We start from the raw sequence: 14,838 nt of genomic DNA, 5'->3' as shown, positions 1-14,838 counted from the left end.
TTACCATACTTGGCTTTAAGCTCAGACTCTTCTTAGTTTAACGAGCCTTTTTATGGCGACGGTATTTTAACAAGTCAATAAAAGCTTCCAATCTAGTTGCTGTTCCGGCATCACCTGATTGTTCATCAAAAGCAATCGATAATACAGGGATGTTTTTTTCATTGCTAACTTTAGGAAGAATATTTTTGGCTACAACTTCTGGCATACAGGTAAACGGAAACATATGAATAATACCATCGTAGTTTTCCTGTCCCATATCAACTGTATGCGCAATACTCTTTATAGCATGACCACCAACATAATGACCCAAGTAGGGTTGTGCTAGTCCGGCTAGATATTTAAACTTCTCAAGATATTCGCTCTTTCTAAATAAATGTCCATTAACATAGTCGCTTAAATACATAGTTTTATGTATTTCTACTCCCATACTTCCTAGACGTAAATCTAAGTTTTGGTTGATAAAGGGCTCAAGCATTACGTAGATTTCTCCAACAACACCAATACGCAGCGGATCCATATCAGACCTGGTTTTAATATTATCTAATTCCCGTTCTGCCTTAAAATAGACGGCATGCAAGTCGGCTATTTTTTCGACAGAATCAATGGCCGATATTGTTTCTTTTCTAATAGCGGCAGATTGACCTGAATTTACCTCTAACGGTCTGATAACACTGACTTTTCGCTCAATATTGTCAAGTGCATTCATTTTTTCTATCGCCAAACGAAAGGCTAAATAAACCTCCCATAAACTGCGCTTGTATGTAACTCGACGTAAATTCGCAAAAATATCCGTGATATCTGGTTCAATAACAATCATATCAAACTTGTACCCTAAACTTTGAAGAATACCTCGCTGTACTTCAGCGTAATAACCTAATCGACAAGGGCCAACCCCACCGCAGGTGGCAAGTGTGTCCGCACCTTGTTCAAGAGCTTCGATAAAGTTCCCAAGCGTAAGTTTGAACGGCAAACAAACCGTCTCAGGTGAATATTTTGCTCCTAATTCAAATGTCTTTTTAGATATTGGAGGAGGCATAATTACTTCTCGTCCTAGATTGCTAAATAACGATTTAAGGACTATACCCATATCCCCCATATGAGGAAATGTAATAATCATGATCTTTTCCTCCGTAAAAGCATATCCGTAAAAGCTTCTAACCTTGTTACAAACCCAGCCTCAGCGGTATGCTCATCGACTGTTAATAGCATACATGGGATATTTAAGTCTTGGGCATGCTGACTAATCAATTCGCCTATTAAAGCGTCAGGGCCACAAGCAAAGGAAGTTAAGAAGATTAGCCCATCAACAGGCTGCGGTGATTGCATTAAGGCTAAAGCCGCCCCCGTCATATGAGAACCATTAGACCAAAAGATCTGTTTAGCCAGAGCACCATTTGAAGCGGCAACCTCATTTTCATTAACCATCTCTGGAGTTATAACATCAATACCTAATTTATCAAGTCTGTCAATGATATTCATGCTAATCTGACGGTCATATATTATATAAGGATGGCCAATTAAACCAATACACTTATTTTTAGACTTTTGGATATTAGCAGTTTGCTGTTGCTGCCAATACTTCCATGCACGAATCCACGCATAAAGGCTTTTGAAATTATTACTGCCTAGCGTGCGTCCTACAGTTATAATCGCCTGATATAAATCCCGCTTATTTTGACGAAGATTCACATTAACATCAATAAGAGGCGGTAAGTGATCGACATTACTGCGCAGCATATCTGACACACCAATAATCTTGGGGCAAGTATATTGCCCAGCTGATACACTAATTAACCGCGGTATAAATAGAAAATCCACCTGCTTGTACAGTTCGTAGACATGGCCAAAGTATACTTTAACAGGTAAACAAACTTCGTCTAGCGCACTCCCACAGTCTAATGTCGCTTTGGATGTTTCACCACTGACAACTACCTCTACCCCAAGTTCTTGTAAAAATCTTTCCCAGACTAATCCGTATTGGTAATAAAGTAATCCTCTTGGTACTCCAACCCTAATCGGCAACAAAATCATCCCTTTATAGATTATTAATTCCAAATAGTCTTAGTCAGCTGTTATACTGTTGCTCCATTTGCCGCACTGGTCACTCCAACGCGCTATTACTTTATCATTCATATTAATTTCAATAACTTCACACAGATTTGCACAGCCGCTGCACTCAAAGCTGCGCGTTTTGTAAATAAAGTCAACAACTTCTAAGCCGCGAAAAGCAGTTCGCTTGTTCCGACTAATTTCTTCCTTAGCTAATAAAGCAGCGCCAATTGCGCCCATTACATTATAATAGGGGGGAATTACCACAGGAGAACCTATCGCTTCTTCAAAAGCGCGTTTCATTCCCTTATTTGCCGCTACTCCACCTTGGAAAAGGATTGGTCCTTGAATGGTCTTTCCTTTGCCAACATTATTTAGATAATGCCTTACTAATGAATGACATAATCCATTGAGTATATCGGCTATTGAATGGCCAGTCTGTTGTTTGTGTATCATATCAGACTCAGCAAAAACCGCACATCGTCCAGCAATTCTGACTGGTGCTTTTGATTCTAGCGCTTTATCGCCAAAATCCTCAATCCGAATACTTAGCCGAGCGGCCTGTTGATCTAAGAAGGACCCAGTTCCCGCAGCACATACGGTATTCATCGCAAAATCCGTTACTACTCCGTTGCGTATAATAATTATCTTAGAATCTTGTCCACCAATCTCCAAGATTGTTTGCACATCCGGTATTACGTGCATTGCTGCTACTGCATGAGCAGTAATTTCATTTTTTATACTATCTGCCCCTATAATTGCACCAGTAAGTTGGCGCCCGCTGCCGGTAGTACCAACCCCCTTAACTTCTAAGGCTGAATTACGCTCCTTAATATAGCGCAGCCCAGTTTGTACCGCTTCAATAGGCTTCCCCTGCGTGCGTATATATAGCGTGTCAACTACATTCCCACCTTCGTCAAGCAGAGCAATATTAGTACTTACTGAACCTACATCAATACCTAAATATACGTCCATTATATACTCCTATTTTCCTTTTGTGTCATATTATACCATATTAATCAATAATAACCAAAATTTTGATACCGCGATACAATCGACTAATACACTGAAATTATCGAAATAAATAGAGCAAAAGTATGATTCATGAAATGTTAGCTCTTAGTCTTCTTTATCATCACCTCTAGTATTATTTGTCAAACGAAGTCATACTTTCTTTCACCATTAATATATAAGTAAAAAAGCACTAGGGGGAATTTACTATGAGTGATATAGACTATGAAATTCACAAAAGACCCTCCTACTCTGACCCGTCACCCTATCCAGAGGTTAAGGTTGTTGAACCAAACCTTTACTATGCACAGCTGTTAATGGATGACTATGCAGGTGTTGTCAGTGAGTTTACTGCGATTAGCCAATATCTCTACCATTATTTCCTTACCAAGAAAGTAGATGAAAAACTAGGAAAACTTTTCGAGAATGTATCTATTAACGAAATGTTGCATATGGAAATTCTTTCGGATATAATCGTAAAGTTAGGTGGAGATCCTCAGATTCGCGGTTCATTCAGCACAAATAATCGGTTCTGGAATGGGAAGTTTATATATTATGGTGACGATATTTGTGAGCAATTAAAAGCTGATATTGAAGCAGAGTACGCGGCGATCGAGGAATATCGCAAGCATATCCGGCTAATAAATGACCGCTACATACAAGCAATTCTTAAACGAATCATACTAGATGAAAAAGTACATATTAAACTGTTTAATAAGGCGCTTTTAGAGCATTGCGGATGTACCTATAGAGATATTGATTAACAGATTAGTAGTATATTTAAAGAGGCTAGCCCCATATGGCTAGCCTTTGCACACATCGGTTGCTCTGCGAATGCATCAATAGTACTTAAAATCCCTCAATGAGTTGGTTTATTTCAAGATAAAAGTCGTCTAAACTTACTGCTTACACCGAAATACCCCTCCGTTTGGAGGGGTATTTTTAGTGTGTTGCACAACTTATACATGGATCAAAAGAACGAATTATTCGTCCCGGAATTACATATTTCAGATCTGGATGTGGTATTAACGTACCAACCAGAGCTTCTTCAGCAGGTCCGCGATTTTCTTTTTCATCCTTGGGCGAAAAATTCCATGAGGTCGGAGTTATAATATCGAACTTATCAACTTGTTCCCCATTTAGCTTTACTGCATGAAGCAGAGGGCCACGCATAGCATCAGTAATCGATATTCCTTCGCTAGCCGCGAGATCCTTTTTTCTCGCAATCGGTGCATCACCAATTTTAATTATTTTTAACCATTTCTCAATTAACTCAGCTATCAACTTTGTTTCAATTGATCGGGCGACTATGCGGTCCATTGTCGAAGTTCCACCTGAATAGAAACCATTAATTATCATACGGACAATCGGTCCGCCCTCATAATGTAATCCATCGTATAAGACTGCCTTATTCCAAGTATATGCCCCTGGTTTATAAGGAGCAGGAGTATCCTCATTTGACCATTTTGGTCGGTAATACCACGCCTTGGTTATGTCCTCTTTTATATAGTCTAGATTCGCCTCATTTCTAAACTGCGAGCCTGCCTTCACGCCGCCTCGCCAAAGCAGTTCATGGTTTTTATTACCAAAGCGGAAAAGTCCAAAAGATAGAAATCTACCAGGAGTTATACCAATATCGTAATAATCATTATAGCAGTGCGCGATTAATTCTGTATCTGGCATTAAACAGCCCTCTATGAACGTACGTATATCCCGAATAAGTGAAAGCGCTTTGTTGATCTTGTCGGCTGTAGGTGCAACTGATACCCCACCGTGAACAAAACTGTGTTGATGTGGTGCTTTGCCACCAAATAGCGCCAGTATTTGATGGCACTTTTCAGATACCGCAACTGCATCAAAGTAATGGCTTGCTACTCTGTGATTATCACTGTCATTTAATCGGCAATCATAGCAATTCTGATTTATAAAGGGCGGCTGGTTAGGCATGATAACAAAATCAGGCAGGCCAAAGAAATAAAAATGGCGTATATGATTCTGCAAAAAGTCGGCTGCAAGCATGACATTTCGTATGTACTGCGCATTTTCTGAGATATCATTATCGTACAGTTTATCAAGCAAATAACTTGCCGCTGCTCCATGTACAGTAGAACATATGCCACAAACACGCTGCGTCATATAAACGGCATCTGTAACATGACGATCTCTCATTATATATTCAAAACCTCTAAACATTGTACAGCTAGCGTTTGCTTCTATTACTTGTTTATCTTCAACTATTAATTCCATGGATAACAGACCACTAAGTCTTGTGACAGGACTAATTATTATCTTTTTCTTGCTCATATGCTTCTCCTTTCTCAGCTGTCGGCTGGGTTAAGGACTGTTTTTGCTTATTTAGCGTTTTCTCTGGCAGCGGCGAGAAGAACGGCGTTGAACCGTCTGGGAAATCTTGATTAGTACAGCCGATACAAGGAGTATTTACTTTTACAGGCCAACTAACATGATTAATCCACTGACGATAGGGACAATCGGCGCTAGTACGCGGGCCTGCACATCCTAATGAAAACATGCACTCTATATCTCCCAAATGCTCTGCAAATTCTTTTTTATCGAAGTAAGAGCGACGCTGACAGTGCTGATGCACTGTATATTCATAGAACATTTTGGGTCTACCTAAGTCATCTAATTCAGGTTTACCATACATAAGAAGATGCGCAAGCGTACCGACAAACCAATCGGGATTAACGGGGCATCCGCTAACGTTAATAACGTCGCGATCAAGAACTTTACTTACTCCAACCGATCCAGTTGTATTTGGAGCGGCCGATGATATCCCACCAAAACTAGCACAAGTACCAATAGCTACGACGTATTCCGCTGCCGCCCCCAGAAGTTTTACAGCTTCTAATGCGGTGATTCGATGACTTTTTGTTTGAGCTATTACATTATATAGTCCGTCGTCTTTAGTAGGTATAGCTCCCTCTACTACGAGTGTGAATTTTCCATGATGTAATTTTATTGAGTTAAATAGAATCTCTAGAGCGTCCCCTCCCTGTGCCGCCATGAAAGTATTACTATACAAGAGATCAATCATGTCAGTAAAAACCTGATGCAAGTACGGGTATGTCGTATTCATAAAGGCAATATTGTTATCTCCGCTATCGCTTGTCTCAAGCCATATAACAGGAAGTTTATTTTTTTTGTTACTGACAATAAAATCACATGCCTCAGGGATAATCTTGGAAGATAAAGTGTGATCGTTACATAGCCGATGTTCCAGGCAAATGCTTTCAAAATCGCTCTTATTCATACGTAGTCCTCACATTTTTGTATCAGCATATGACTATACGGCGTAAGTCAGTACTACAAAATTAGATTTGAAGTAAAACATTATATGAGTAATCTCTTCCTATGTAATAAAAACGTGGGTAAAATCTAAAAAACCTACCCACGTTTTCCGAACGTGAGTAGGTTTTTACACAAATATATTATTTCTAGGATTGCATTAAATTCTTGCTAAACTAATTTCCCCTGCCCACAAAGGAACACACCATTCTAAAAATCCATAACTTCTGGTTTATAGTCGTCAGGCAATTCTTCTTCATTTAAGAATTTGAAATTGTCATCATTCAGTATTGGCATAAATATTTCGAATGGAATCATAGAAAATTCACAGGCATAATTACTGGAGCCGAACAACATACCCGCTTTGCTGCTCAAATTTAAGCCTCTTGCAAACTTTGTGTTGTTTGAGCAATCATGAACCGCTAAATCCCAGTTTTCTTCATCAGCTATTTTCATGAATTTCAAAGTTAATTCCCTACTCCAAATTGGAGATATATAACCATGTCTGGAAATATACATGTTTTCCCCATAATAATTGTATATGTTATTCTCATTTAAGTGTAATTCCGCACAATTGATAAAATCGAGTTTTGTCTCGAAGATTGCTTGTCTTTTCTTAAAAAATGCTTCAAAAAACTCAGGAGTCATTGGAGTTTCAATACCGACATTTTTGATATATTTTTTTGCTAATCCAATATTTTCAATTACTTTGTCCGCACAATTAGAAGCACCTAGGTTGAAACGTATCTCATTAAGACCGGCTTCACCTAATGCTTTCAATGTCTCTTCTGTAGCTAAAGTGCCATTAGTGTATAAATGCTGATGAATTTGAGCATCACTAAATTTCTTTATAATCGAATAGTATTTTTCAATTTCCATGAATGGCTCTAAATAAACGTAGGAAATGCCAGTGGGTTTTTGGTGGATGGAAAGAAGCAAATCAATATCCTTCTCGTAAAATTTCGTGCCTCCAATTTCCCACATACCTTCTCCAACCGGACGAATATCGTCTAGTTCGCCATAATTATAACAGAACTTACACACTAAATTACATTTGTTCGTTTTCCTAATTGCACTCAAGCCAGTACCCAAAAGACAAGAACGACATCCTTTAGGGAATTTGCTTTCATTTCCCACAAAAATAGTTCTATTTTCTAATGTTTTCAAACCCTTAATTTCTGACATCAGCATATCATTTCTATGATCAATTGCTGCCTCAATTTGCGCAAAGGTAGCGTAAATGATTTCTTCGTGTTTTACACTAATGTCCTCTTCCTCAGACAATTGTGAAAAATGATCAAACCATATCAACGCATCATTTTTAGAAATTTTCATAACGTACCGCCTATCTACTTAATCTAATACTTCACACATTCGTCAAGTATAAATAATATTTAAAAATCTGTAGTTGAGCTTGATTGCTTCTTCTATAATGAGTAATCAAGCCAATAATATTTAAATTATACTGGTTTACGCATCAGTTTACAACAATGTCAGTTTTTTATCACTTTCCACTGATCTCCCATCAATGTAATCCCAAATAGGCGTTAAATATTTCGGCATAGTTTTAAATCAAATTTTAGTCTGTCACCAATACCGTTACTATATTAAAACAAAAAAGCCTGCGAAGTAAAAACCTCGCAAGCCTTGATTTCTCTGGTGGAGATAAGCGGGATCGAACCGCTGACCTCTTGAATGCCATTTTGGAAACGGCATTGAGATGGATAAGGAAACCCCAGTAAAATCACGGTTTCTGCCTCTTGCTGTTTGATGACTTTGGTAGGTTTCTAACACGTTTGTTAGAAGAATGTTAGAAACATTATTAACGTTATTATAATTAAACAACATTTCTAAATCTTATAATTACAGACTTGGGCACACAAAATCTATAAAGAGAAATAGTACTCTTTTATCTTCTGTGCCATCAATGAACGTCGTATTTCCAGAAACTCCTGATATCTTGAAATATCCATATTAAATATGTCATCAGGAATACAACTCATAGTTAAATTAGCTCTTAGTGTTGCTTCGTCGCGGATACCGCCGTATTTAAGTTCGTTTCCATTACATTGAGCTAGCACATCAGCCATATATTCGTTCGGTGGCTTTTTGCCTATTTTTATGTTTACCTCTGATTGAGTGTATACATAGTTAGCGATCTGATTGTACTGTCCGCGTTCAACACCATTGCGCTTTAAATATTCCTTGGGAAAAACGTGGTGGATATCGCCCTTATAGGAAACTAAATCATGAACAGTTATTTCTTTAGACAAAAACCCTCTATCTTGTCCCTTGATTTGTGACGCAAGGAAAACATGGAAATAGGGACTGCTGGTCACAGAGGTATTCAGGTTTTGAACGAGCACGGTATTCCAGAAGGCATCTGATAATTCACCGGCTTCAACATTATTTAAATAATCTCTAAAGTTACCTGCAGAAATATTGCGGATATCATAATCAAATTGAGATTCTGGCGATCCTGAATATCTGCCAGTGAGTACTGAAATGACATACCAACGCCGAACAAAATGCTCTATATTTCCGGACTGATAGCCCATTGCTTTTAACTTTAGGTATAAAATATAAGCAAAGTTGACTGCATTCTGGGAACGTACGAGTGAGGCTGCGATAAACCCTGTCGAACGAATAATCATAATAAAACGCTTGAAATTTGTCTCGTTCGTAAAATTCAGTACACCTTTTTCTAAAGCAACAAATGATTGCCGGGCAATATCTTCCTCAAAGGTACGAGTCTCAAAATTACGTCCAGATAACAAGCTTACTAAATCAGCTAGTTTACCGCGATTGAATTCTGAAGTAAAAGCTACACGCAATACATCTGTATAATCCGGATCATATAGATCGTCATTTTCGTCTTTCATCCACTTAATTCTAGCGAAATATTCGGATCCAGTAAAATCTCTATCTACGTCCTGGATGGTACTAACAAATTCAGGTGCTACAGCAAGATGACAGAAGTAATCGATACACTTACGTAATTTGTTGCCACCATATTTTTCATCAGCTGCTATCTTAGACATCGCAAAATCCGCTTGACTCAACACAACCCCTTTAGAATTTATGCGAATAAAGATCTCAGTGACGGTCTCTATATCTAAATCAGGAGCTAATTCGATTAATCCTATTTGTTTATGTAATATCTGAGTTAAATTTGTGATAATTTCGTGCAAATGTTCTTCCGAAACGGCAGGATTTTTTTCGCAGTATTCCTTTACTAAAGTAAATAGTTTGACTTCATTTCGCATTATCGGTGAAATATCAGGTATCCAAGCGGGATCTTTTTGTATAGCCGGATTTAATACTTCAAAGCGCTCTTCCTGTGGGTGAAAGGCAATAATAATGCGTCCCTTGCGATATTCCTTATTTACCACGGGCATTCCCAAGACGGCAGCAGTTAATGCTGTTACTCGTTGCTGTCCATCAATTAATATCTTTTTGCCTGCAGAAACGGTGCCGTCTTTCAACCTGATATTCGGATTTTTCCAAGCAATAAGATAACCGACAGGATATCCTTGGTATAGCGAATCCATAAGATCACGGACTTTGGATGCATCCCAGACAAAAGGTCGCTGTATTTCCGGTATAGCAATCTCTCCAGATTGAACCCAGGAAAGAATAATTCCAATAGAATGTTGATTAACTGAATATTTATCCGTTTTTAAGTTAGCCATAGCAGTACCCCACCTTGTGCAGTTTCTTATCCCTTACCTTCAAATATTATAATTATTCCATATTTATACAATAAATCCTTTTTTACAGACTTCTATATCGCGGGTACGCTTCCATCGAGTCATGTATATGCATCACTAGAATCCTAGTAATCCTTCTAACAAAGGGGCTTTTTTTCGACGCATAACTATAAGCTTTTTGGAACCACATACATAGCGTGTGGTATTCGCTTACGCAAAAATAAAAGCTTCCGATTGCCGGAAGCTTTCATGCTAATACTCTTCAGGATACTCATAATATCGTTACCTTCATCATCACTATTATCTACTATCCATATTCGACGATTTACTGGTTCTGATATATTGCGGTGACAGTTCTGTTGAGTCATGTAAAGGAATCACTAGAACCGTCCCAATGATGCTATCCGCCCGAACCAGGCAGGAGGCCCCTGGCGCGTCCGATAATCCTGTTATGTCACAGCACTATACCCGGTACCGACGCGGGCTCGGTGTTTGCTCGTGGCGGTACCGGGTATAGTGCTGCTGCCGTGGCAGATAAAGCGAGTGACTGCCTATACTCTTCCGGCAGTACCTCGCCCGATGCAGCTGGTGTACATACCAAGGGATTATCGCTGATGCACCGGGGAGACGTGGGCAAGGTGCCCGGCGATGGTAATTAGTAATGAGGCGGACATAGGACTAGGGCGGTTTTGGAAGTGCATCTGGTGTAACCGCCTTACGGCTTTACAGTACCAACCCCGAAGGCGGCATTGTCCCGAAGTACCTGCTCCACCATGTTAGCCTCGGCATTGTCGCAACTGATCAGCAGAACAAGTTCCGAAACTTTATCTCTCCTCTGCCTGGTCATTTTTCGTCTTGTCAGGAGGTAGTCGCCGGCAAGCCCGATCGCCGCGCCGCCAAACAGACCGATTAATGCCCAGAAGACTGGCCCCCAGGCCCAGACAAACCCGTAGATTGTGCCCAGAACCATGCCTATAGTGCCGAACACCGAGGCAGTATCGATGATGCTGATTCCATCGGACCGATGGATGGTATCTAAAATTGCAACGTTTTTTTGTTTCTGAGCGATAGGTATCGCCAGTATCTTCTCTTTGGAAATACCCTTTGCTTCCAACTCGGTTACGGCAAGCTCAACAAAGGACGAATGATCAAAAGTTGCGGCTATCAGCATCTGGGACTCTCCCTCCGTTATTGGCATAGGCAGTTCAATTAGCAATCGCTGGTATCTCTTCTCGAGATATTCGCGTTGTTCCGTATCAAACTTTTTATTTAGTTCCACTATGCTAGTGTATGCATCGTAGACGGCAAAGCAGAAAAGCGACGGCAGGAACATTAACCATTGTGGATCAGCTACAGCCAACGCCTGCTCAAAATCCCCCAGAAGAGTAAAATGCACGACCTGGAACAAATGGGAATAATAAGCGCCGACCATCCAGAAACTGATCAAGAAAAGGCCGGTGACCATTCGCATAACGAACATATGCCCCAATCCCGGAAATACTATGCTCCAGAACATGCCCACCCAGGGCGCCCTTTTATCCAGAAAATTAATGCTGTACGACTGCATTACGAACACATCAATCGGTGCTTTTTCCCGTTCGGCAAGCACGGCCTGCTTATTTAGGCTGACGGAATGGTTGTAGGCATCCCATAGACCGTAACAATAAGCGAGGACATAGGCCAAGAGCCACCTTGCATCCAGCACTTCTATGGCAAGCTCTATCCGCCCTGTGAATGAATATAATATTGCCAAATTTACATTCGCCATCAGATTGAGGATGATCTCCATGATTACCAGCACGAAGCCTTTGATATAACTGCCGATCATTATCTGCCCGAAGCCCCCGAAAGAGGCCGCCCACCATACGGCTATGAGCGGATGCCGGACATGCATCTCCGATGTGGTGTAAGCAGAGAGGGACAACCGCTTGCGGCGCGGCGTGTAGCTATCGCTCATTTTTCTCTCTCCAATCTAGCAGTTGCCTGAGGGGCATATCCCTAATCGAAGGGTTTTCTTGTATATGTATTCGCCCAGCATTTACTTGTTTTTGCCGCTCAGCGCCAGCTCTTTGCGGTCATCAGCCATCGGCGGCTCCTCCATCCAGCCATTTTCGATGAGCATCTTAATGCCGTCATCGACATACATTCCGATTTCCACCATAAGGCGGGCGTAGTCCGCTGAAATATCTCTCCGAAAGCTGGAACCGATGCCTGCCGCATAATAGGCGAGTCCCATGGACATGAGCTGGCAGATTTGGAACAGCATCAGCTTGTCGGAGAACGGCGGCGTGGTGGAGTCCATTATATCTGAGTCGAGGCTCATCGGCGCGGGAAGGCCGCTTTCTTTAAGTGATTGTCCGAATATTTCTACATGCTTGTCAGCGATATCTGCGCCCCTGACGAAAAGCTGGCGTAGCTCAGTGGAATGGGCTACCTGACTATAGCCGATCATCAGTGCTTTTGCGATAGCATCGGATTGAGAATTTAAAAACAGGTGGGTTATCTCCAGGGCATTCAGCGTTCGTTGCTTGCCGAACAGGCTGCCGAGAAACTTATCGCTTTCCACGTACTCCACCCGGTCGGGAACGGTGATATAGGGCGGACGAACATACGTGCCTTTCGACAGCATCACCTGTGTCGCCCGCTCGTCAAGGTCGGAGGATTCCGCAAGGCACTTCCTATAGAAATGCCTGACATCCGCCCGCGAAGCCAACGATTGGGAAAGACTATAGGCAATCATGCCTGATTTAGCCAGATTTTTCACGGTGAACAAGTGCATCGGGTCGGAAAACAGACGAGGAGCGTTGGGGATAACGTCCTTGTCGGTGAAGCCCACAGGGGTTGGGAACTCCTCTTTCTTGAATATCTCGTCAATGGTTAACAGGTGCGACTCGGCAAGCTGAAGCGCGTACTTTAGGATAGGCAGAATTTCGGTATCCTCCGTCTTCTTTATCATGTACTTCATGAAGCATACTGCACTGCTGTCGCTGAGATACTGAATCCAGAGGCTACTAATCTCGGCGCGTCATTCTGATGTTGTGTTTTTCCTTCATGGTGACAACCTCCATAAGCGTTTAGGAGTAGTTTGCGCTTTTTGTGGCATTTTAATCAGGCATTTTATATCACCGATGTGTTAGTGTTCTATTACCCGCTGTGGAATTACATAGGTCCACCCTATCTCATCCACCTGGGCGATGATTTGGCGATATATCCTGTGGTAACGTATCTGTTTATTCAGTGGTTATCCAAAACGCTCTGTTTAAAACATGCTCAGATATTGGTTACTATGGACAACTATCGCTGTATCATTGATTTAATCTATGTTATTTTCGAGTACATGAGATACCACCAATGGTGGAATACTTGGCACTCTTACATAGCTGACTGGTTTTTATATTGGCTGTTTTATCAATTTAATAAATTCTTAAATTGGAGAACCTTTCATCCTAAAAATACCACCTGCTGTGATACAGGTGGTCATAACTCAGTAATAATCTTGATCGTCATTCGGACTATCCAGCAGTTTCTGGCTGGCTGGACGGATGGCGATCGTTACCAGCAACGAAAAAAGCCGGTCAAGGTGATTCAAACCACCCCAACCGGATCAAATCTTCTTCTCTATTCAATGTCACATTCAACCTCGTCCCATCAAGCAAACTTACTATCAATCTGCCTTCATCATAAACTGTAATCTTCTCCACAAGGGCAAAAAACAAATCTACGTCAACCTCGGTTAGTGGCTTAGGCTTCGTCATTTCTTCAATAAACTGTGCAGCCTTATATCGCTGAAGCAGATTTCGCTCCCCAAGCGTTCTTTCCACTTTTCAATAAAGTAATCCTTGTTCTCAATGAGGGCATTAAATGTATTTATAAAAGCTTGATACCCCCCCATCATCGATATGCTTACTCACACCCATTTTCGCCTTTGGCTGGATATCTACCGTTACATCGCCAGATGATCCTTCTGAGCCTCTCAGCGGTAGAGTTCCATACCTTCCTGCTAAAGATCTGCCCGCAAGAGCCGCAGATCACTCTGCCTGCAAATGGATTATTTGTTGTTGCATAGTCGAGCTTTCGTTAATAATAAGATTGCCGTCCTCATCTTTGTCATAGCCTATAAAATTCGTATGGTTGATTTGAAGCTTTCCTTGCTCGAAGCGCCTTCTAATGCCCCAGGTAGAGTTCTCGGGAATTGACCTCGTATCACCTTGTGTTTTGGCAATAAGATGATACAAATACGCGGAATTACTGGGGATAAATAAGGGGGTCGTTTTAGGGGGTCATTGATACAATTTAATTATTCTTACCCTGTTGCATCGTAAGGGGGGGTGCACCCAAAATTACGATTCAGTAAATAAAGTTCTACTAAAATAGAAATCCTATTATTTGATACGTTCATCAAAATATGTTGATACGTGTGTGGAAATATATCGACCGTCTGTACCTCAAGTGTCTTATATCCTAACTCATCTAATATCTTCAAATCCACCGTCGAAAATTGAGGTTTGAATTTTTACAACAGAGTTTAAATTATTACATAATTATTCGCATATTACAAATAATGCATTTGTAATATTTTGTAAAAACAATTCCGTGAACACCGCTGGCCGTTAGATGCTTGTGTAGGTTACGCCATGCTGCACAGGCTGTTCGATAAAAGCGAGATGGTATATACGAAAACGCTCTACAACGGCCAAAGGGCACCAGCATTGACGAGCGTCCCAATATCGTGGATGACCGCACAGAGCTTGACTTTGGGAAG

12 protein-coding genes are annotated in these 14,838 nt (G+C 40.9%); 1 reads left to right on the top strand and 11 read right to left on the bottom strand.

Features of this window, described 5'->3' with window-relative positions:
* Positions 1-37: 37 nt before the first annotated feature.
* From V6C17_RS09170 to V6C17_RS09160, 3 genes are read right to left on the bottom strand one after another with little or no spacing between them, the layout of a single operon-like run.
* Positions 38-1,117, bottom strand: coding sequence for an acyl-CoA dehydratase activase-related protein (locus V6C17_RS09170; protein ID WP_333522274.1), 1,080 nt, complete (start codon positions 1,115-1,117; stop codon positions 38-40).
* Entirely contained in the window at positions 1,114-2,031 is a 918-nt protein-coding gene (locus tag V6C17_RS09165; protein ID WP_333522570.1) for an acyl-CoA dehydratase activase-related protein, read from the bottom strand. The genes V6C17_RS09170 and V6C17_RS09165 overlap by 4 nt, the downstream gene beginning before the upstream one ends.
* A 30-nt stretch (positions 2,032-2,061) precedes the next feature.
* Positions 2,062-3,024 (bottom strand): acyl-CoA dehydratase activase, encoded by a 963-nt coding sequence (locus V6C17_RS09160; protein ID WP_333522273.1) that lies wholly within the window; start codon positions 3,022-3,024, stop codon positions 2,062-2,064.
* A 245-nt stretch (positions 3,025-3,269) separates the two neighbouring features.
* Here V6C17_RS09160 and V6C17_RS09155 point away from each other — a divergent pair, with 245 nt between their 5' ends.
* Positions 3,270-3,824, top strand: a complete 555-nt coding sequence (locus tag V6C17_RS09155) for a ferritin-like domain-containing protein (protein WP_333522272.1) — start codon at positions 3,270-3,272, stop codon at positions 3,822-3,824.
* Positions 3,825-4,002: 178 nt separating this feature from the next.
* Here the strand turns inward: V6C17_RS09155 and V6C17_RS09150 are convergent, their stop codons facing one another.
* From V6C17_RS09150 to V6C17_RS15975, 8 genes are all read right to left on the bottom strand, one after another.
* Positions 4,003-5,364 (bottom strand): nickel-dependent hydrogenase large subunit, encoded by a 1,362-nt coding sequence (locus tag V6C17_RS09150; RefSeq protein WP_333522271.1) that lies wholly within the window; start codon positions 5,362-5,364, stop codon positions 4,003-4,005.
* Entirely contained in the window at positions 5,339-6,331 is a 993-nt protein-coding gene (locus tag V6C17_RS09145; protein ID WP_333522270.1) for a hydrogenase small subunit, read from the bottom strand. The genes V6C17_RS09150 and V6C17_RS09145 overlap by 26 nt, the downstream gene beginning before the upstream one ends.
* Before the next feature lie 245 nt (positions 6,332-6,576).
* Entirely contained in the window at positions 6,577-7,701 is a 1,125-nt protein-coding gene (locus V6C17_RS09140; protein WP_333522269.1) for a radical SAM protein, read from the bottom strand.
* A gap of 551 nt (positions 7,702-8,252) precedes the next feature.
* Complete coding sequence (locus V6C17_RS09135; RefSeq protein ID WP_333522268.1) at positions 8,253-10,058, bottom strand: GmrSD restriction endonuclease domain-containing protein; 1,806 nt, start codon at positions 10,056-10,058, stop codon at positions 8,253-8,255.
* A gap of 733 nt (positions 10,059-10,791) precedes the next feature.
* Positions 10,792-12,033, bottom strand: a complete 1,242-nt coding sequence (locus V6C17_RS09130; RefSeq protein ID WP_333522267.1) for a hypothetical protein — start codon at positions 12,031-12,033, stop codon at positions 10,792-10,794.
* Positions 12,034-12,114: 81 nt separating this feature from the next.
* Entirely contained in the window at positions 12,115-13,092 is a 978-nt protein-coding gene (locus V6C17_RS09125) for a DUF3231 family protein (RefSeq protein WP_333522569.1), read from the bottom strand.
* 559 nt (positions 13,093-13,651) lie between these two features.
* On the bottom strand, positions 13,652-13,897 hold the full coding sequence (locus V6C17_RS09120; RefSeq protein ID WP_333522266.1) for a hypothetical protein: 246 nt from the start codon (positions 13,895-13,897) through the stop codon (positions 13,652-13,654).
* Positions 13,898-13,979: 82 nt separating this feature from the next.
* Positions 13,980-14,108, bottom strand: a complete 129-nt coding sequence (locus V6C17_RS15975; protein WP_442891469.1) for a hypothetical protein — start codon at positions 14,106-14,108, stop codon at positions 13,980-13,982.
* Between the last annotated feature and the right edge of the window lie 730 nt (positions 14,109-14,838).

Origin of the sequence: Dendrosporobacter sp. 1207_IL3150, from assembly GCF_036763085.1 — a bacterium.
Taxonomy (GTDB): Bacteria; Bacillota; Negativicutes; order DSM-1736; family Dendrosporobacteraceae; genus JBAIYU01.
The sequence above is the reverse complement of the archived record's forward strand: the minus strand, read 5'-3'. Positions and strand labels throughout refer to the sequence as shown.

Bases quoted from the DNA above. Each gene is read 5' to 3' on its own strand.
- V6C17_RS09170 (WP_333522274.1), bottom strand. From the start codon at position 1,117: ATGATTATTACATTTCCTCATATGGGGGATATGGGTATAGTCCTTAAA.
- V6C17_RS09165 (WP_333522570.1), bottom strand. From the start codon at position 2,031: ATGATTTTGTTGCCGATTAGGGTTGGAGTACCAAGAGGATTACTTTAT.
- V6C17_RS09160 (WP_333522273.1), bottom strand. From the start codon at position 3,024: ATGGACGTATATTTAGGTATTGATGTAGGTTCAGTAAGTACTAATATT.
- V6C17_RS09155 (WP_333522272.1), top strand. From the start codon at position 3,270: ATGAGTGATATAGACTATGAAATTCACAAAAGACCCTCCTACTCTGAC.
- V6C17_RS09150 (WP_333522271.1), bottom strand. From the start codon at position 5,364: ATGAGCAAGAAAAAGATAATAATTAGTCCTGTCACAAGACTTAGTGGT.
- V6C17_RS09145 (WP_333522270.1), bottom strand. From the start codon at position 6,331: ATGAATAAGAGCGATTTTGAAAGCATTTGCCTGGAACATCGGCTATGT.
- V6C17_RS09140 (WP_333522269.1), bottom strand. From the start codon at position 7,701: ATGAAAATTTCTAAAAATGATGCGTTGATATGGTTTGATCATTTTTCA.
- V6C17_RS09135 (WP_333522268.1), bottom strand. From the start codon at position 10,058: ATGGCTAACTTAAAAACGGATAAATATTCAGTTAATCAACATTCTATT.
- V6C17_RS09130 (WP_333522267.1), bottom strand. From the start codon at position 12,033: ATGAGCGATAGCTACACGCCGCGCCGCAAGCGGTTGTCCCTCTCTGCT.